Origin of the sequence: Nocardioides aromaticivorans (genome assembly GCF_013408525.1) — a bacterium.
GTDB classification, from domain to species: Bacteria; Actinomycetota; Actinomycetes; order Propionibacteriales; family Nocardioidaceae; genus Nocardioides; species Nocardioides aromaticivorans.
The window spans coordinates 1,309,524-1,326,183 of the sequence record NZ_JACBZM010000001.1 but is presented as its reverse complement, the minus strand read 5'-3'; the positions used below and the strand labels follow the sequence as shown (position 1 = coordinate 1,326,183).

The 16,660-nt window shown below is 72.4% G+C and carries 17 protein-coding genes; 10 read left to right on the top strand and 7 right to left on the bottom strand.

Features of this window, described 5'->3' with window-relative positions:
* Positions 1–193: 193 nt before the first annotated feature.
* A complete protein-coding gene (locus tag BJ993_RS06275) occupies positions 194–1,156 on the bottom strand; it encodes a sulfotransferase family protein (protein ID WP_036548668.1) in 963 nt (320 codons plus the stop codon).
* A 93-nt stretch (positions 1,157–1,249) separates the two neighbouring features.
* Between BJ993_RS06275 and BJ993_RS06270 the strand changes: the two genes are divergently transcribed.
* The 4 genes from BJ993_RS06270 (at position 1,250) to BJ993_RS06255 (ending at position 5,396) form a co-directional block, all read left to right on the top strand.
* The gene (locus BJ993_RS06270; protein WP_179648104.1) at positions 1,250–1,816 is read left to right on the top strand and encodes an RNA polymerase sigma factor; all 567 of its coding nucleotides are present in this window, start codon (positions 1,250–1,252) and stop codon (positions 1,814–1,816) included.
* Complete coding sequence (locus tag BJ993_RS06265) at positions 1,813–2,814, top strand: hypothetical protein (protein WP_179648103.1); 1,002 nt, start codon at positions 1,813–1,815, stop codon at positions 2,812–2,814. Before BJ993_RS06270 ends, BJ993_RS06265 begins: the two co-directional genes overlap by 4 nt.
* A gap of 29 nt (positions 2,815–2,843) precedes the next feature.
* Positions 2,844–3,743 (top strand): phosphoribosylaminoimidazolesuccinocarboxamide synthase, encoded by a 900-nt coding sequence (locus BJ993_RS06260; protein WP_179648102.1) that lies wholly within the window; start codon positions 2,844–2,846, stop codon positions 3,741–3,743.
* A 96-nt stretch (positions 3,744–3,839) separates the two neighbouring features.
* A complete protein-coding gene (locus BJ993_RS06255; RefSeq protein ID WP_179648101.1) occupies positions 3,840–5,396 on the top strand; it encodes a long-chain-fatty-acid--CoA ligase in 1,557 nt (518 codons plus the stop codon).
* A gap of 185 nt (positions 5,397–5,581) precedes the next feature.
* Here the strand turns inward: BJ993_RS06255 and BJ993_RS06250 are convergent, their stop codons facing one another.
* From BJ993_RS06250 to BJ993_RS06235, 4 genes are read right to left on the bottom strand one after another with little or no spacing between them, the layout of a single operon-like run.
* Positions 5,582–6,088, bottom strand: a complete 507-nt coding sequence (locus BJ993_RS06250; RefSeq protein ID WP_179648100.1) for a YflT domain-containing protein — start codon at positions 6,086–6,088, stop codon at positions 5,582–5,584.
* 53 nt (positions 6,089–6,141) lie between these two features.
* On the bottom strand, positions 6,142–6,456 hold the full coding sequence (locus BJ993_RS06245; RefSeq protein ID WP_179648099.1) for a hypothetical protein: 315 nt from the start codon (positions 6,454–6,456) through the stop codon (positions 6,142–6,144).
* A gap of 10 nt (positions 6,457–6,466) precedes the next feature.
* On the bottom strand, positions 6,467–6,829 hold the full coding sequence (locus BJ993_RS06240) for a hypothetical protein (protein WP_179648098.1): 363 nt from the start codon (positions 6,827–6,829) through the stop codon (positions 6,467–6,469).
* Complete coding sequence (locus BJ993_RS06235; protein WP_179648097.1) at positions 6,826–7,821, bottom strand: WXG100 family type VII secretion target; 996 nt, start codon at positions 7,819–7,821, stop codon at positions 6,826–6,828. Before BJ993_RS06235 ends, BJ993_RS06240 begins: the two co-directional genes overlap by 4 nt.
* A gap of 111 nt (positions 7,822–7,932) precedes the next feature.
* On the opposite strand from BJ993_RS06235, the gene purS reads away from it, so the two are divergent.
* The gene (gene purS / locus BJ993_RS06230) at positions 7,933–8,184 is read left to right on the top strand and encodes a phosphoribosylformylglycinamidine synthase subunit PurS (RefSeq protein WP_036548646.1); all 252 of its coding nucleotides are present in this window, start codon (positions 7,933–7,935) and stop codon (positions 8,182–8,184) included.
* Positions 8,181–8,849, top strand: a complete 669-nt coding sequence (purQ, locus tag BJ993_RS06225; RefSeq protein WP_036548644.1) for a phosphoribosylformylglycinamidine synthase subunit PurQ — start codon at positions 8,181–8,183, stop codon at positions 8,847–8,849. Before purS ends, purQ begins: the two co-directional genes overlap by 4 nt.
* Positions 8,850–8,864: 15 nt before the next feature.
* Here the strand turns inward: purQ and BJ993_RS06220 are convergent, their stop codons facing one another.
* Complete coding sequence (locus tag BJ993_RS06220; RefSeq protein WP_179648096.1) at positions 8,865–10,250, bottom strand: glycoside hydrolase domain-containing protein; 1,386 nt, start codon at positions 10,248–10,250, stop codon at positions 8,865–8,867.
* A gap of 203 nt (positions 10,251–10,453) precedes the next feature.
* Here BJ993_RS06220 and BJ993_RS06215 point away from each other — a divergent pair, with 203 nt between their 5' ends.
* From BJ993_RS06215 to BJ993_RS06200, 4 genes are read left to right on the top strand one after another with little or no spacing between them, the layout of a single operon-like run.
* Positions 10,454–11,560 carry an alkaline phosphatase family protein gene (locus tag BJ993_RS06215; protein WP_179648095.1) on the top strand — a complete coding sequence of 369 codons (1,107 nt, stop codon included), beginning with the start codon at positions 10,454–10,456 and terminating at the stop codon, positions 11,558–11,560.
* Positions 11,557–12,453, top strand: coding sequence for a hypothetical protein (locus BJ993_RS06210; RefSeq protein WP_179648094.1), 897 nt, complete (start codon positions 11,557–11,559; stop codon positions 12,451–12,453). Before BJ993_RS06215 ends, BJ993_RS06210 begins: the two co-directional genes overlap by 4 nt.
* 31 nt (positions 12,454–12,484) lie before the next feature.
* The gene (gene purL / locus BJ993_RS06205) at positions 12,485–14,761 is read left to right on the top strand and encodes a phosphoribosylformylglycinamidine synthase subunit PurL (protein ID WP_308645494.1); all 2,277 of its coding nucleotides are present in this window, start codon (positions 12,485–12,487) and stop codon (positions 14,759–14,761) included.
* A 19-nt stretch (positions 14,762–14,780) separates the two neighbouring features.
* Positions 14,781–15,581, top strand: coding sequence for a hypothetical protein (locus tag BJ993_RS06200; protein ID WP_179648092.1), 801 nt, complete (start codon positions 14,781–14,783; stop codon positions 15,579–15,581).
* 4 nt (positions 15,582–15,585) lie between these two features.
* On the opposite strand, the gene BJ993_RS06195 is transcribed toward BJ993_RS06200, so the two are convergent.
* Positions 15,586–16,629 carry a hypothetical protein gene (locus BJ993_RS06195; protein WP_179648091.1) on the bottom strand — a complete coding sequence of 348 codons (1,044 nt, stop codon included), beginning with the start codon at positions 16,627–16,629 and terminating at the stop codon, positions 15,586–15,588.
* Between the last annotated feature and the right edge of the window lie 31 nt (positions 16,630–16,660).

Genomic DNA, 16,660 nt, shown 5'->3' with positions numbered 1-16,660 from the left:
TTGGCCGTTCGGTCGATCGAGTTGGCCGTTCGGTCCGTAGAAACCGCCAACTCGGCGGACGAAACCGCCAACTCGGCGCGCGAAACCGCCAACTCGGCGGACGAAATCGCCAACTCGGCGGGCCAAACGGCCAACTCGGCGGGCCAAACGGCCAACTCGGCGGGCCAAACGGCCAACTCGGCGCGGGGGTGGGTCAGCGGGCGGCGGCGCGCTGGGCGAAGGAGCCCCGGTCGCGGGTCGAGAGCCAGTCGGAGAAGTCCTCGCCGGTCAGGTCCGAGAGCAGCTCGATGTCGCGGGCGAAGGCGGGCAGCAGGCGCTCGCGTTGGGCCGGCGTCAGTGACGGGCGGTGCGCGTCGGCGGTCTGCAGGCGCGCCACGACCGGCACGCTGAGCCGCCGCCACACCTCCGGCGGCGCGAACTGCCCGGCCCACGCGCCGGCCCGGACCGCCGGCCCGAAGACGCGAGGGCGCCAGCCGGGGGCGACATAGGGCCGGGAGTTGTCGCGCGGGATGCCGGTGACCTGCCCCTCGCGGATGCCGAGGAAGCGGCAGGTGCGGTCCACGGTCTCGACCGGGTGGTCGACGATGTCGCGGTAGCGGACGATCAGCACCCGCGCGGGGTCGACGAGCTTGAAGAGGTCGCGCAGCTGCTCGCCGTACAGGCCCAGGTCGCGGTAGCGCCAGAAGGGCGCGAAGCCGGCGGCGATCCGCTCGTCCTGCCGGGCGAACGCGGTCTCGAAGTCCGCCTCCGGCTCGAGGCCGTCGGACCAGAGGTGCATCCAGTTGCTGTAGGCCCGGTCGATCGGGTCCCGTACGACGGCCACGAGCCTGACGTCCGGGAGGGCATCCGCAATCCGCCGCTGGGCGCCGCGGTGCCAGAGGTAGAAGGGAGTCGACTCGCCCCGGACGCTGCCCGGTGGCGCCGGGCGGAAGAGGTCGGCGTAGGCCTCCTCGTGCCAGACCCACTCCTGCTGCGAGTGGCGGTCGCCGGGCCCGCCCCAGTGCGGGGGCGGCGCGCCCTCGCAGAGCCAGAACTTCGGTTCCTTGGGCGTCGTCACGAAGACGTCGGGGTGGGCGGCGAGGGCGAGGTGGAGCGCGCTCGTGCCGGCCTTGGGCGCGCCGACGAGGAGGAAGTCGGGGCGGGGTTGCCGGGTCATCTGCGCCTCCACGGGGCTAAGTGATGTAACCAAGTCTAGATACACATGAAGAGGGGGTGCAACGATCGTCCTCGATCCGGACATGGGAGGGGCATGAGGGAGACCGCCGCCCGCGAGGACGACTTCCGACGGCTCTATGCCGCGCACTTCGACGCCGTGCTCGGCTTCACGCTGCGTCGTACCGACCGTCCCGAGGACGCCGCCGACGCGACGGCGGACACCTTCCTCGTGGCCTGGCGCCGCCTCGCCCACGTGCCGGCCGGGGACGCCGCCCGGCCGTGGCTCTACGGCGTCGCCCGGCGCACGCTCGCCAACCAGCGTCGCGGCGACACCCGCCGCGCCGCGCTCGGCCAGCGGCTGCGGGTCCAGGTCGCGCAGGCGATGGCCGACCTCGCCGACGAGGTCGTGCACCGGGCGGACGTGACGGCCGCGATGGCGCGGCTCAGCGCCCGCGACGAGGAGGTGCTGCAGCTGCACCTGTGGGAGGGGCTCGAGCCGCGCGAGATCGGCGAGGTCCTCGGGCTGCCCGGCACCGTCGTACGCCCCCGACTGTCCCGAGCGAAGGCGCGCCTGCGCGACCTGCTCGGCAACGATCCGGCGCCGGCCGGACATCTCCCCAGCGACACCGCCCCGATCGGCCCGAAGGAGGGGATCCGATGAACCGCCCGATCACCGATGCCGGCGTCGCCGGCCTGTCCCTCGACGAGGGCCGCGCCGAGCTGCTGGAGGAGATCATGAGCCTGTCCACCGAGACCGCCCCCGAGGTGGAGCCCACCGCGCGCCGCCGCTGGCTGCTGCCGGCCGCCGGTGCCGTGGCCGCCGCCGTCGTGATCGCCGGCGCCATCGGTCTGCCGCGCCTGCTCGCGGACGGCCCCGACCTGGTCACCGAGCCCCCGTTCGCCGCCCCCGGCAAGGGGACCCTGGCGGTGCTCGACCAGCCCGGCTGGGAGCTGGAGTCGGCCACGGTGCAGCCCGGCTACGGCTCGCTGGACTACGAGAAGGGCGACGAGCAGGTGGAGATCCGCTGGAAGGAGGCGGACCTGCACCAGCAGTACGTCGCCGACCGCGAGCGGATCGCCGACCCGAAGGTCGACCCCGGTGAGCAGGTCACGCTGCTGGGCCTGCCCGCCCTGCTGTGGGCCTACGACGCCACCGACCACACCGTCATCCGCCGGCCCGACGGCGACGTCTTCCTCGAGGTCCGCGGCTCGGGCATGGACCGGGCCTCGTTCGACGCCCTGCTCACGCGGCTGACCGCGATCGCCGCCGCCGACCTGGACGACCACCTGCCGGCCAGGTTCGTCACCGGCGCGGAGCGCGACGACGCGATCGGACAGGCGCTGGCGGGAGTTCCCCTCCCGCCCGGCCTGGCCGCCGGCGACATCGAGTCCACCGAGGCCGACCCGTACCACCTGGGCGCCGACGTCGCCGGTGCGGTGGTGTGCGGCTGGATCGAGACCTTCATCGAGGCCAGGGACCGCGGTGACGCGGCCGGGGTGGAGCGCGCCCAGGACGCGCTCGGCACGAGCCGGCAGTGGCCGGTCCTGCGGGCGATGAACGCCGAGGGCGACTACCCCGAGGTGGTCTGGGAGATGTCCGTCGAGGTGGGCCGGGGCCGGGTGCCGGCGGAGTACCAGCAGGGGCTCGGCTGTGACTGAGGCGGCGGACGGTCAATAGGCTGTCACCCGTGACGCTCGCGAACATCCCGCCCGCCCCGGAGCTCCCCGGCCACCGCCACCTGCACTCCGGCAAGGTGCGCGACCTCTACGAGGTCACCGAGGGCCCGCACACCGGCAAGCTGCTGATGGTCGCGAGCGACCGGCTCTCGATCTTCGACTTCGTGCTCGAGACGACGATCCCCGACAAGGGCGAGATCCTCACCCGGATGTCGCTGTGGTGGTTCGAGCAGCTCGCCTCGCTCGTCCCCAACCACGTCGTCTCCACCGACGTCCCGGAGGCCGTCCGCGGTCGCGCGGTCGTCTGCGAGCGGCTGGACATGTTCCCGGTCGAGTGCGTCGCCCGCGGCTACCTCACCGGCTCCGGCCTGCTCGACTACCGCGCGTCGGGCGAGGTCTGCGGCATCGCGCTCCCGGCCGGCCTCGAGGACGGCAGCCGCCTCCCCGAGCCGATCTTCACGCCGGCCACGAAGGCCGACCTCGGCGACCACGACGAGAACGTGTCGTACGACGCCGTGGTCGCCACCGTCGGCGCCGACGCCGCCGCCGCGCTGCGTGACCTGACGCTGCAGGTCTACGGCCGCGCCGAGGGGATCGCCCGCGAGCAGGGGATCATCCTCGCCGACACCAAGTTCGAGTTCGGCGTCACCGGCGCCGGCGGTCCGATCGTGCTCGCCGACGAGGTGCTCACCCCGGACTCCTCGCGCTACTGGCCCGCCGACGACTGGCAGCCGGGTCGCGCGCAGCCGTCGTACGACAAGCAGATCGTGCGCAACTGGGCGCTGTCCGCCGAGAGCGGCTGGGACAAGGCGTCGGGCGAGGCCCCGCCGCCGCTGCCGCCCGAGGTCGTCGAGCGGACCCGCTCGCGCTACATCGAGGCCTACGAGCGGCTCACCGGCACCACCTTCTGAGCGCGGCCCGGGTTGGTCCCGGGCACATCGCCCGTCGGCACGGTCTGGTCCCGCGCACAGTGACCGCGGTCACGGGCGGCACGTAGGTTGTGCGCCATGACGAACCTCGCCGGATTCCTCGAGAACAGTGCCCAGAACTACCCCGACCGCACCGCCATCGTCTTCGGTGACACCCGCCTGTCCTACCCGCAGGTCAACGGTGCCGCCAACCAGGTGGCCAACCTGCTGGTCTCGCGGGGCATCCAGCCGGGCGACAAGGTCGCCATCAGCTGCCCGAACCTGCCGTACTTCACGATCATCTACTACGGCATCCTCAAGGCCGGCGCGACCGTCGTACCGCTGAACGTGCTGCTCAAGGGCCGCGAGGTCGCCTACCACCTGGGCGACTCCGACGCGAAGGCGTACTTCGCCTTCCAGGGCACCCCGGACCTGCCGATCGGCGCCGAGGCCCACGCCGGCTTCGAGCAGGCCGACGGCTGTGAGCACTTCTTCGTCGTCACCGCCGACCCCGCCGCGCCGTCGCCGATCGAGGGCACGGAGACCTTCGGCCAGGCGCTCGCCGGCCAGGCGCCGACCTTCGACACCGTCGACGTGGACGACGACGACACGGCCGTCATCCTCTACACCTCGGGCACCACCGGCCAGCCCAAGGGCGCCGAGCTGCGGCACCGCAACATGCGCGACAACGCGCTCGCCGGCACCGACCTCTTCGGCGCGGACCCCGAGCGGCCCGACACCTTCCTGTGCGTGCTCCCGCTCTTCCACTCCTTCGGCCAGACCGTCATCCAGAACGGCGGCTTCGCGTTCGGCGGGACCGTCGTGATGCTGCCGCGCTTCGAGGCCGCGCCGGCCATCGCGCTGATGCTCAAGGAGTCGGTGACCTTCTTCGCCGGCGTCCCGACGATGTACTGGGGCCTGCTCAACGCGCTCGACGACACGGTCGACGTGAAGACCCTCGCCGCCAACCTCCGCGTCGCGGTCGCGGGTGGTGCCGCACTCCCCGTCGAGGTCCACCACCAGTTCGAGGAGCGCTTCGGCGTGACCATCCTCGAGGGCTACGGCCTCTCGGAGACCTCGCCGGTCGCCAGCTTCTCGCGCCTGGGCCAGGACATCCGGGTCGGCTCCATCGGTACGCCGATCCCCGGCGTCGAGATGAAGCTGATCGACCCCGACAGCTGGGAGGAGGTCAAGGACCCCGACGGCATCGGCGAGATCGCGATCAAGGGCCACAACATCATGAAGGGCTACTACAAGCGGCCCGACGCCACCGCCGAGGCGATCAACGACGAGGGCTGGTTCCGCTCCGGCGACCTCGGCCGCAAGGACGCCGACGGCTGGTACTACATCGTCGACCGCTCCAAGGACATGATCATCCGCGGCGGCTTCAACGTGTACCCGCGCGAGATCGAGGAGGTCCTGCTGACCCACCCGGCGATCTCCCTCGCGGCCGTCATCGGCGTCCCGCACGAGAGCCACGGCGAGGAGATCAAGGCGCACGTCATCCTCAAGCCGGGTGCCTCCGCCACCCCCGAGGAGATCGTGGCCTGGGGCAAGGAGCAGATGGCCGCGTACAAGTACCCGCGCATCGTGGAGATCGTCGAGGCCCTGCCGATGACCGCCACCGGCAAGATCCTCAAGCGCGAGCTGAGCTAGCTCAATCGCGCGAGCGTGTCGCCGGTCGAGGCGCACCGCACGGGCGCTCGCTGCGCTCGGCCCGCGGGCGCGCCCCGACGTGGCTCCGCCCCGGGCGCCACGCTGCCGCGCCGCGGTTGCCCTCCGTAGGTCCTACCTCGGTCTGGCGGCAGGCCGACAGCGACGGGTGGGCGGACGCCGCCTTCTCAGCTGAACGGGTTCGGCAGCGCGCCCGGGAGCTTCGCGAGGAGCTCCCGGGCCTGCGCGGCCACCTTGTGCTCGACCAGCACCTCGTAGCGGGTCGCGACGACGGCGCTGACCGACGAGAAGTCGCGCCTGCCGCCCGACAGGGCGTAGCCGACGAGCGCCATGATCACGCCGAACGCGGCGCCGATCACGGCCGTCGACACGATCACCGCGAGGGTGTTCTCCTCGGTGAAGATGCTGAAGATGAGGCCGACGAACAGGCCCAGCCACAGGCCCGACATGATCCCGCCGAGGGCCACGCGGCCGGTGGTCAGCCGACCGGTGATCCGCTCGATCCGCTTGAGGTCGGTGCCGACGATCATGCAGTGCTCGACCGGGAACTTCTCGTCCGCGAGGAAGTCGACCGTGCGCTGCGCGGACTCGTAGTCGTCGTACACGGCCAGGGACTGGGGGAACTCCAGCGTGAGCGGGGACGCGCCGGGCACGGGGCGGGAGGGAGTGCTCATGCAGCCAGTCTGCCCTGCCGGTGGGCCGGACAGCACACGCTCGGTCGGCCCGGTCAGGCCGAGAGGATGAGGGCCAGCCCGCCGCCGCCGATCGCAGCACCGATCAGGAGGGCGAGCCACACCTGGCTCGCCGTGGCCCGACGCACCACCGCTGCGGTGGGCACCCCGAAGGCGCCGAGGCCGGCGACGAGGCCGAGGACGCCGTAGGCGAGGTCGTCCGCGGCGGCGAAGCCACAGACCACGGTGACGAGGGCCAGCAGGCCGACCGCGACGTAGGCGGTGTCGCGCAGCCACGCCTCGGCGAGGCTGGCGATCGCCACCCCGGCCTGGGCGAGCGGTCCGGTCCGGTGGCCGTCTTCGGTCGACACCGCGCCATCCTCACATGTCATCGTGCGGGGCCATCGGGTCGAACTCGGGGTCCGCCTCGATCTGTCGCCGCACGCTCTCGCCGTGCAGCGCGACCATCCGGTCCAGGTGCGGGCGCAGCAGGTCGGTGTACGGCGACGTCCCCTCGAACACGTCGGCCCAGGTCGTGCGCCCGGCCTCGACGTGGCGGGCCAGCTCGCGCATCTCGGGCCCGAGCGCGCCGGAGGCCGCCACCCGCTGCAGCTCGCGGCGCTCCTCGGGCGTGGTCGTGGGCACCGCCCGGACCCGGTCGAGGTTCGCGCGGGCCCGGGCCAGCGTCGCCCGCAGCTCCTGCCACGCCCGCTCGGCCGCCGGCTGCGGGTAGGGCATGCTCACGCGGGCACCCCGGGCAGGGAGGGCGCAGCCGGCAGGGACTCGCTCTCGAACACCGTGATCGTCAGCTTGATGCTGTCGACCACCAGCTTGATCGTGTTCCAGAAGACGGTGATCACCTTGCGTGCGTCGTTGACGAGCTTGATGGCGTCCTTGACCTTGTCGACGAGCTTGATCTGGCCGTAGATCGGGATCGACGCCATCGACCAGCCCGCGCTGATGATGCTGATGATCTCCTTGACGATGTCGACGACGACCTGGGCCATCTCGACCGACTGCTCGACCATGTCGAGGAGGTACTGGCCGATCTGGTCCATCGACGCCGCCTGCTCGCGCAGCGAGCTGATCCACTGGTCGAGATAGGCGCCGGCAGCGACGGACGCGTCGCCCTTCCAGGTCAGCGCGATCGCGCCGTCCCCGCGGTCGAGGTTGCCCTGCACGGCGCGCATCGCGGTCGCGGCGTTGGCCCACGCCGAGGCCTGCGTGGAGGCCTTGGCGACGTCTCCGGCGATCTGCTCGGTGACCCACGCGCGCAGGTCGGGGCCGCCCACCCAGCTGATCAGCTCGCACGCCTTGTCGAACAGCCAGCCGAAGCTGACCTCGGGCAGCGTCTCCCCGCTGACGCTCGGCGGCGCGGCCGTGCTGACGCCGGTGTCGGTGAAGGCCGCGGCCACGTTGCCGTCGTCGGTGATGCGGGCGCCGACGCCGAAGCTCTGGGACACGTGCTCGTCGGTGTCGATGTAGTGGCGCAGCGTCTTGCCGAGCGAGTCGCCCGTCAGGCCGAGCCGCGTGCCGTCGGTGGCGAGCGCCTGCTCGACCGTGCGGGCCATCGACTCGTAGTCGCCCTTGATCAGCGACAGGATGCGACCGAAGTCGCCATCGGGCACCTGGGTCGCGATGTACGACGACAACGTGGTGCAGTCATCTCCGGCGCGGTCGACCTGGCGGCTCCAGCCGCGCAGGTCGGACAGCTCGACGGCGAGCTCGGTGGCCATGGTCTCTCCCCCGGGACGTTGAGTACGACGACCGATGTCATCCCCCGCGAGGGGCGTCCGAAAACCCCGCCGAATCGAGCCGCGAGCGGCGGTGGCCCTAGACTGCAGGCCGTGGCCCGAGTCGTCGTAGCTGTCATGCCGAAGCCCGAGATCCTCGACCCCCAGGGGAAGGCCGTCCAGGGCGCACTGCCCCGGCTGGGCTTCACCGGCGTGACCGACGTCCGCCAGGGCAAGCGGTTCGAGATCGAGATCGACGGCGAGGTCACCGACGCGGTGATCGCCGAGGTCGAGAAGATGGCCGAGACGTTGCTGTCCAACCCGGTCATCGAGAACTACACCGTCAGCGTCGAGGGCCAGCAGTGAAGGTCGGCGTCGTCACCTTCCCGGGCTCGCTCGACGACGTCGACGCGCAGCGCGCGGTCCGCATCGGCGGCAACGAGGCCGTCGCCCTCTGGCACGGCGACGCCGACCTCAAGGGCGTCGACGCGGTGATCCTGCCGGGTGGCTTCTCCTACGGCGACTACCTCCGTTGCGGCGCCATCTCCCGGTTCGCGCCGGTCATGGAGAAGGTCGTCGCGGCGGCCAACGGCGGCATGCCCGTCCTCGGCATCTGCAACGGCTTCCAGATCCTCTGCGAGTCCCACCTGCTGCCGGGCGCGCTGATCCGCAACGACCACCGCAAGTTCGTCTGCCGCGACCAGCTGCTCCGCGTCGAGAACGCCACGACCCCGTGGACCTCCGCCTACACGCAGGGCCAGGAGATCCGGATCGTGCTGAAGAACGGCGAGGGCGGCTTCGTCGCCGACGCCGAGACGCTCGCCCGGATCGAGGGGGAGGGCCAGGTCGTCGCGCGCTACCTCGAGGTCAACCCCAACGGCTCGCTCAACGACATCGCCGGCGTCACCAACGAGCGCGGCAATGTCGTCGGCCTGATGCCGCACCCCGAGCACGCGGTCGAGGAGCTCACCGGCAGCGGCCTCGACGGGCTCGGCTTCTTCACCTCGCTCGTCGAGAAGGCCTTCGCCTGATCCTGGGCCGCCGGCTCAGAACCTCCCGGCCTGGAGCTTCGCCCAGGTCGCCGTGTTGACGATGTTGTACGACGACATGCCGACCTGGCGCCGGTAGGCACCCGCGTGGGCCGCGGTCGCGGCGTCGTACACACCGGTGACCTGGACCTTGCGGTCGGGCATCGCCGCGCTGAGGGCCCGCTGGACGCGGCGCACGTAGGCGCCGGTCGAGCCGTACTTCAGCACCGGCGTCGCCCCGGCCGTGGTGAGCGTGATCCAGTCGCGGCGGCCCCACGTCGAGTTGGTCGCGAAGCCGCGGCTGCGCTGCCAGGCGTACGCCGCCCGGCGCGTGGCGAGGTCGTAGCGGCCGTTGATCGTGCCGGCGTAGAGCTTCTTCTCGGTGAGCAGGCACTGCAGCGCCTTCACCCGGTCCGCCGGGGGCGTGTACGTCGACGTGGGCATCTTGATCGCGAGATAGGCCGGCAGGTCGACGGCCACGCCGCCGCAGTGGGTCTCGCCCGCGACCCGCATGCCGGTGCCGAGGTCGAGGAAGTTGCGGTCGATGTTGATCGTCACGCCGCCCCAGGTCTCGTTGTGGCCACCCTGGTACTGCTTCAGCCGGCCGCCCGGCAGCCAGGCCTTCGAGGACAGGTAGTCGGTGCTGACGGAGGTGTTGGCGTTGCCGTCCCAGCGGGCGATCCAGAGGGTGTCCGGCAGGGCGAAGGTCTCCGGGTAGTTCTGGTAGACCCAGTCGATCATCTTGATGCCGGAGCCGGCGCTGGAGTAGAAGCCCGACTTGTAGCCGAGCTGGTGCAGTCGCTGCGTCCACGCGTGCACGAACCGGATGGCCGACGCCTTGCAGGCGCCGTTGCCGATGTCGAAGGCCTCGAGGTCGTAGAACAGCGTGCTCCTCGGCACGATGCCGAGGCCCTTCGCGACCGTCACGGCCCGATCGGCCTCGAGCTTGCCCTGCGCCTTGGCCCTGGCGTAGCCGTCGGTCGGGTCGGCGCTGATCACCGGGTCGACCCGGGAGCCGTACTTCGGGTAGCGCGTGGAGCAGCTCGCCTGCGGGCCGAGGGTGATCGGCAGCAGCCGCCACCCGCGCGCCAGCTGGTTGCGCACCCAGGTCGCCGTCAGGTTGGGCTGGTCGCGGCAGGCGCGGGAGTTGCCGGAGATGTAGATGCCCGCCGCCATGAACGGCGAATGCTCCATCCAGGCGTCCATCTTGGCCTGGCTGGGCGCCAGGCACTGGTCGAAGCCATAGCCCCGGAAGCTGCCGGGGGTCGGCCGGTTGGTGCTCGCGGAGAGCAGGTCGACGGGCTGGTCCGTCGCGTCCTCGCGGTCACCGCGCAGGGGTCCCAGGAGCGTCACTGCGAGCACCGCCGCGAGCAGGGCGGACAAGGGGGCGAGCCGGGCAGACATGGCGGACAACTCCAGGGGAAGACGGATCAGGCTGTCGGAAGCCACGTCACGATAACCACAACTTTCACACCAGTAACAGGGTTCGGGGCGAACTACAACCGTGTAGTTCATTCGCGGCCGGAAATCCTCCGGCCGCGAGGTGACTTCCCGCGAGGTTCCCCGTCGGCCAGCGCCCGCGCATCCTGATCGATACGCTCGCGCCCGTGCCGGCGACCTCGAAGGCTCCGGAGGCCAGGCCCCTCCACGTGGCGGCCCTCGTCGCGCTCGTCCTGCTGCTCGTCGGCGCCGCGTTCTGGTGGTCCCGCGACGACGCACCGGCGCAGGGTGGCGGTGACGTCCCGGCCGGCTCCGCGCCCAGCGGTCCGACGACCAGCGGCCCCGCACCGGAGAGCCGCCCCGCCCGGCTGCCCCGGCACCCCCGGGTCGTCGTCGTGTCGGTGGACGGGCTGGCGTCGTACGCCGTGACACCCCAGCAGATGCCCGTCCTCACCGGCCTCCTCGAGGGCGGGGCCGGGACCCTGAACGCCCGCACCGCCGTCGAGCGCACCGTCACGCTGCCCAACCACACCGGCATGGTCACCGGCCGCCGGATCGACGCCGCCGCGGGTGGTCACGGGGTCACCTGGAATGTCGACTCGCCGCGCAACGTCCGCCCAGGGGTGCCCTCGGTCTTCTCCGTCATCCACGCGGCCGGCGGCAGCTCGGCGGTGTTCGCCGGCAAGACCAAGTTCCGGATGTGGGACCGCTCGTGGCCCGGCACGATCGACGAGTTCGTCGTCGACGAGGACCTCGCCGCCCTCACCGACGCCGTGGTCGACGACCTCGAGGGCGCCCGCCGCGACCTCGTCTTCCTCCACATCGGCCTCACCGACGCGACCGGCCACGCCAGCGGGTGGGACAGCCCCGCCTACGACGCCGCGGTCACCCGGGCCGACGACGCCATCGGGCGGGTCGTCGACGCGATCGAGGAGGACCCGAGGCGGGCCGCGCAGACCATCGTGGTGGTGACGGCCGACCACGGCGGGCCGCCCGGCGGGAAGGACCACGGCGACGCCAGCGCGCTCGTGGACTTCCAGGTGCCGTTCGTGGTCTGGGGACCGGGCGTCGCCGCCGAGGACCTGTACGTCCTCAACCCGGACTACGCCGATCCGGGCGACGCACAACCGTCGTACGACGCCGTGCCGCCCGTGCGCAACGCGGCCGTGGCCAACCTGGTGACCGACCTGCTCGGCCTCGGCCCGGTGCCGGGCAGCCAGGTCGACGCGCTCCAGGACCTCGACGTGCAGGCCGGACCAGGGGGACGACCATGAACTTCTGCACCCACTGCGGGGCGCCGCGAGCCGACCTCGTGCAGCCCTGCTCGCGTTGCGGCGTCGCGCCGGCGGCTCCGACGCAGCCGGTGTCCTTCGAGAAGGCCTCCGAGGTGACCCTCCCGGCGTCCCCGGGCGCTGCTCCGCCCCCGCCGCCCCCGGCACCACAGCCGTTCGCGCCGCCTCCGGTCGTCCCGCTCCCGGCAGCGCCGCCGCCGGTCGGCCCGCCGGGCGGGCGCCGCCGCGGACGGTCGGTCCTGCTGGTGCTCCTGGCCGCGGTGCTCGCGGTCGTGGTCGGCGTCGGCACCGCGCTGCTGCTGGCGGGCGGTGACGACGACCCCGCGGCCGGGGGAGGGGAGCGGGCGTCCGACGGCGCGGCCGACGCCACGCCGACCGGAGCCGGGGCGGAGGACCCCGTCACGCAGACGGCCGGCGAGGCGTCGTACACGTGCTGGGACGGTAGGCCGGCCGAGGACGTCGCCGACTGCGGGAAGCCGCGGGGCGCCGAGGGCCTGGTGTGGGTCTTCCCCGACGCCGACGGGCCGCGCTGCAGCGCCACGATGGGCAACCGTGGCGCGGAGGCGGACTGCCGGGTGCGTGCGTCGTCGGGCGGCCAGGTCCGCGTGCACTACTCGGAGTGGTCGGACTGGGACGCGGCCCACGCGGAGTACTCGGCCCAGGACGTGCAGGGCGCGGTCACCCGCTGGCGGGACTTCTTCCGGTGGTACATCTCGCCGCGTCGCGGCGACTGGGAGTACAAGGTCGCCCTGCTCTACCGGGACGCGCCGTGGTCGGTGACGGTGTATGGCCACAGTGCCGCCGACCGCGACGAGGTGCTCCGGCAGCTCGCGACCCGGCCGGTGGGCGATCTCATGGGGGAGCGGAAGAAGTGATCCGCCGGGAGCGGCGATAGGATTGGCGCCCGTGGCCGACACCGCTTCCGCACCCGTTCGTTCGACCCTCGACACCGTGGCCGTGGCGGCCGGTGACCCGGACCGGGAGCAGCCCTGGTCGGAGCTGGGCCTGAAGGCCGACGAGTACGCCCGGATCCGCGAGATCCTCGGCCGCCGGCCCACCGGGGCCGAGCTGGCGATGTACTCGGTCATGTGGAGCGAGCACTGCTCCTACAAGTCGTCCAAGGTGCACCTGCGGCAGTTCGGCGAGATCCCCCAGGAGACCCCGATCGGCCCGATGCTCGCGGGCATCGGCGAGAACGCCGGCGTCATCGACATCGGCCAGGGCTACGCCGTCAGCTTCAAGGTCGAGAGCCACAACCACCCGTCGTACGTCGAGCCCTACCAGGGCGCCGCGACCGGTGTCGGCGGCATCGTCCGCGACATCATCGCGATGGGCGCCCGGCCGGTCGCGGTCGTCGACCCGCTGCGCTTCGGCCCGCTCGACGCCGACGACACCCACCGGGTGCTGCCCGGGATCGTCGCCGGCGTCGGCGGCTACGGCAACTGCCTGGGCCTGCCCAATGTCGGCGGTGAGGCCGTCTTCGACGCGACCTACCTCGGCAACCCGCTCGTCAACGCCGGCTGCATCGGCGTGCTGCGCCACGAGGACCTGCACCTCGCCAAGGCGTCCGGCGAGGGCAACCTCGTCGTCCTGTACGGCGCCCGCACGGGCGGCGACGGCATCGGCGGTGTCTCGGTGCTGGCCTCCGAGACCTTCGACGCGGACGGCCCGGCCAAGCGCCCCAGCGTCCAGGTCGGCGACCCGTTCATGGAGAAGCTGCTCATCGAGTGCACGCTCGAGCTCTTCAAGGCCGGCGTCGTCGCCGGCATCCAGGACCTCGGCGGCGCGGGCCTGTCCTGCGCGACCTCCGAGCTCGCGTCCGCCGGCGACGGCGGCATGCACGTCCACCTCGACAAGGTGCCGCTGCGCGACTCGACGCTCTCGCCCGAGGAGATCCTCATGAGCGAGAGCCAGGAGCGGATGATGGCCGTCGTCGAGCCCGACGACATCGCCGCCTTCCTCGCGATCACCACGAAGTGGGACGTCGAGGCCTCGGTCATCGGCGAGGTCACCGAGACCGGCCGCTTGGTCATCGACTGGCACGGCGAGACCGTCGTCGACGTCCCGCCGCGGACGGTCGCGCACGACGGCCCGGTCTACGAGCGCCCGTTCGCCCGCCCGGACTGGCAGGACGCCCTGCAGGCCGACGGCGCCGAGGCGCTCGCCCGGCCGGCCACCGGCGACGAGCTCCGCGCGACCCTCCTGCAGATGGTCGCCAGCCCGAACCTCTGCGACAAGTCGTGGATCACCGACCAGTATGACCGCTACGTCCAGGGCAACACCGTCCTCGCGCAGCCGGCCGACTCGGGCATGGTCCGCGTCGACGAGGAGACCCACCTCGGTGTCTCCATCTCGACCGACTGCAACGGCCGCTTCGCCAAGCTGGACCCGTACGCCGGCGCGCAGCTCGCGCTCGCGGAGGCCTACCGCAACGTCGCCACCGGCGGCGCGCAGCCGCTGGCGGTCAGCGACTGCCTCAACTTCGGCTCGCCCGAGGACCCGGCCGTGATGTGGCAGTTCGCCGAGGCCTGCCGGGGCCTCAAGGACGCCTGCCTCGAGCTCGGCATCCCGGTCACCGGCGGCAACGTGAGCCTCTACAACCAGACCGGCGAGACCGCGATCCTGCCGACGCCCGTCGTGGCGGTCCTCGGTGTGATCGAGGACGTGCGCCGTCGTACCCCCTCGGCCTTCCAGGCCGCGGACGAGCGGATCGTCCTGCTCGGCACCACCCACGAGGAGCTCTCCGGCTCGGAGTGGGCGCACGTCGTGCACGACCACCTCGGTGGCCGGCCGCCGGCGGTCAACCTCGCCAATGAGCACAACCTCGCCCTCGCCCTGCGCGACCTCGTCGGCGTCGCCACCAGCGCGCACGACCTGTCCGACGGCGGCCTCGCCCAGGCGCTGGCCGAGGCCGCGATGGTCAGCGGCGTCGGCGCGCGCGTGGCGCTCGAGGGTGACGCCTTCGTCGGCCTGTTCTCCGAGTCGACCGCCCGCGCGATCGTCACCGTGCCCGCCGACAAGGTCGAGGAGCTCATGACGGTCGCGGCCCGCCACGGCGTGCCCGCCACCGAGCTCGGTACGACGGGTGGCGACGTGCTCGCGGTCGAGGGTCAGTTCGAGGTCGCCCTCGACGAGCTGCGGGCCGCCTGGACCGCGACGCTGCCGGCGGCGCTCGGCCGCTGACCGAGGCTATCGTGGTGGTGTGAGTCGCCGTCCCGGTCTGCTCGTCGTCCTCCTGCTGCCGCTCGTCGCCCTTCTGTTGCCGGCCGCGGCAGCCCAGGCGGCCGTTCGCTGGGACGTCTCCGACTACCGGTGCGCCAGCGAGCCGGGCATGCAGATCTGCGCGGTCAAGCAGAAGGCCCGCTACGGCGGTGCCTGGCACTACCGGAGCCGGGTGAGCGTGACACCGTCCGCCGGACACTGGGCGCAGCCGCTCACGCTGCGCCAACGCAGTCCCGGGGCGAGCGTCGACCGGCCCGCCTGCGGTGCGTCGGCCTGCCCGCGGTCGACGGCGCGCTGGGTCGGGCCCTGGCGTGCCTCGTCGGCGCGGATGGTCGACGGCTGGGTCGTCCAGACCGACCGGGGGCTGCGCCAGTTCGCTCTCGCCAGCTCGGTGCGGACAGGGGTCGCCGAGGCGCGAGCGGCCGTCACCTGCGCGGAGACTGCCGCCGGGCGGGCCTGCGTGCGGCTGGACGTCCAGCAGGTGCGGGACCGTGTCGAGGCCGCGCTGATCGCGGTCGTCTACCCGGACCCGGGTCAGTACTTCGAGTTCCGGCGAAGCACGGTCGCACTGGGAGGGACCGGTTCGGGCAGCAACGAGTGCCCCGCCTGCGAGCACTGGACGACGAAGACCGTCGCCGGTGTGGGTGGCGCTGGTGCCAGCCCGATCCCGTGGCCCCAGGACGATGGCTGGACACCCGACGGCGGTCCGATCGACGCCGAGCTCGAGCTCGCCTCGTCGGCAGGGCCGGTGGTCCTGCAGCTGACCTGGCCGGCCGGCTGATCCGTCAGCGCAGCTTGATGCTGGCCTCGTTGGTCAGCTTCACCGAGTCCTTGCCCTCGGAGCCGCCCCAGACGCCGCTCAGGGCGAGGACGTAGGTCTGGTCCATCCTCAGCCGGGACGGAGTGTCCTCGCCGGCCTTGAAGATCAGGTGGTAGACCACGACGCAGCCGCCGCGGACCTCGTCCGGGCAGGTCGTCAGCGCCTTGTCCTCGAGGACCTCGGTCGGCTTGGTCTTGCCGATCCGGAAGGTGCTCTCCACCGATCCGGCGAGGTAGACCGCGCCCGAGCGCCGGTCGGTGTTGATCTGGTCGTAGCGGCGCAGGGTGGTCCGCACGGTCACGGCGAGCCAGGTCTCGCCGTCCTCGGCCCACTGCCCGCCGGCGTACGGGAGCCGGGCGGTGCGGGTGACGCTGCAGGCGTAGTCGGACAGCCGGGACGGCGGCTCGATGTCGAACTCGGAGTCGGCCGTGCAGGAGGCCGTGCGTTCCCGGCGGGGCTTGAGGTCGTAGAGGCCGGCCGCCGCGCCCTCGTCGCGGTCGCCGGTGGCGAGGTCGACGCTCTGGCTGACGCCGTCGAAGTCGACCTCCAGGCTGGCGTCCTTGCCGTCGCCCTCCACCAGGACGTAGAAGGAGTCGGCCCCGGTCCCGCTCGGCTCCGGCGCCGGGATGCGGTAGGTCACCTTGTCGGCCACCAGGTCGACGACCGGGGTGGCGTCCGACTCGAGGTAGTCGTCGTAGTCGCCGAACGTGCCCGCGTCGTACTGCCAGGTGATCGGGACGAAGGTGCTGCCGTCGGGCGCGTCGACCGCCTCGAGCTGGGCCGTGTCGTTGGCGGCGAGCTTGGTCGTGGGCCGCCCGGCGCTGACCTCGAGCCGTCCGATCGGCAGCGCGATCGACGATGCCTTGCCCTCGGACACGAACTGGTCGTCCGTGCGCGCGTCCACGATGTCGCCCACCTTGACCTCGCTCCCGTCGCCCCCACAGGCGGCGAGGGTGGGCAGGACGGCAAGCAGGCCGAGCACGGCTGCAGCGGGGCGACGGAGACGCATGGGCGTCATTGTGGCAGCAACGGTGCGGGTG

Bases quoted from the DNA above. Each gene is read 5' to 3' on its own strand.
- BJ993_RS06275 (WP_036548668.1), bottom strand. From the start codon at position 1,156: ATGACCCGGCAACCCCGCCCCGACTTCCTCCTCGTCGGCGCGCCCAAG.
- BJ993_RS06270 (WP_179648104.1), top strand. From the start codon at position 1,250: ATGAGGGAGACCGCCGCCCGCGAGGACGACTTCCGACGGCTCTATGCC.
- BJ993_RS06265 (WP_179648103.1), top strand. From the start codon at position 1,813: ATGAACCGCCCGATCACCGATGCCGGCGTCGCCGGCCTGTCCCTCGAC.
- BJ993_RS06255 (WP_179648101.1), top strand. From the start codon at position 3,840: ATGACGAACCTCGCCGGATTCCTCGAGAACAGTGCCCAGAACTACCCC.
- BJ993_RS06250 (WP_179648100.1), bottom strand. From the start codon at position 6,088: ATGAGCACTCCCTCCCGCCCCGTGCCCGGCGCGTCCCCGCTCACGCTG.
- BJ993_RS06235 (WP_179648097.1), bottom strand. From the start codon at position 7,821: ATGGCCACCGAGCTCGCCGTCGAGCTGTCCGACCTGCGCGGCTGGAGC.
- BJ993_RS06220 (WP_179648096.1), bottom strand. From the start codon at position 10,250: ATGTCTGCCCGGCTCGCCCCCTTGTCCGCCCTGCTCGCGGCGGTGCTC.
- BJ993_RS06210 (WP_179648094.1), top strand. From the start codon at position 11,557: ATGAACTTCTGCACCCACTGCGGGGCGCCGCGAGCCGACCTCGTGCAG.
- BJ993_RS06195 (WP_179648091.1), bottom strand. From the start codon at position 16,629: ATGCGTCTCCGTCGCCCCGCTGCAGCCGTGCTCGGCCTGCTTGCCGTC.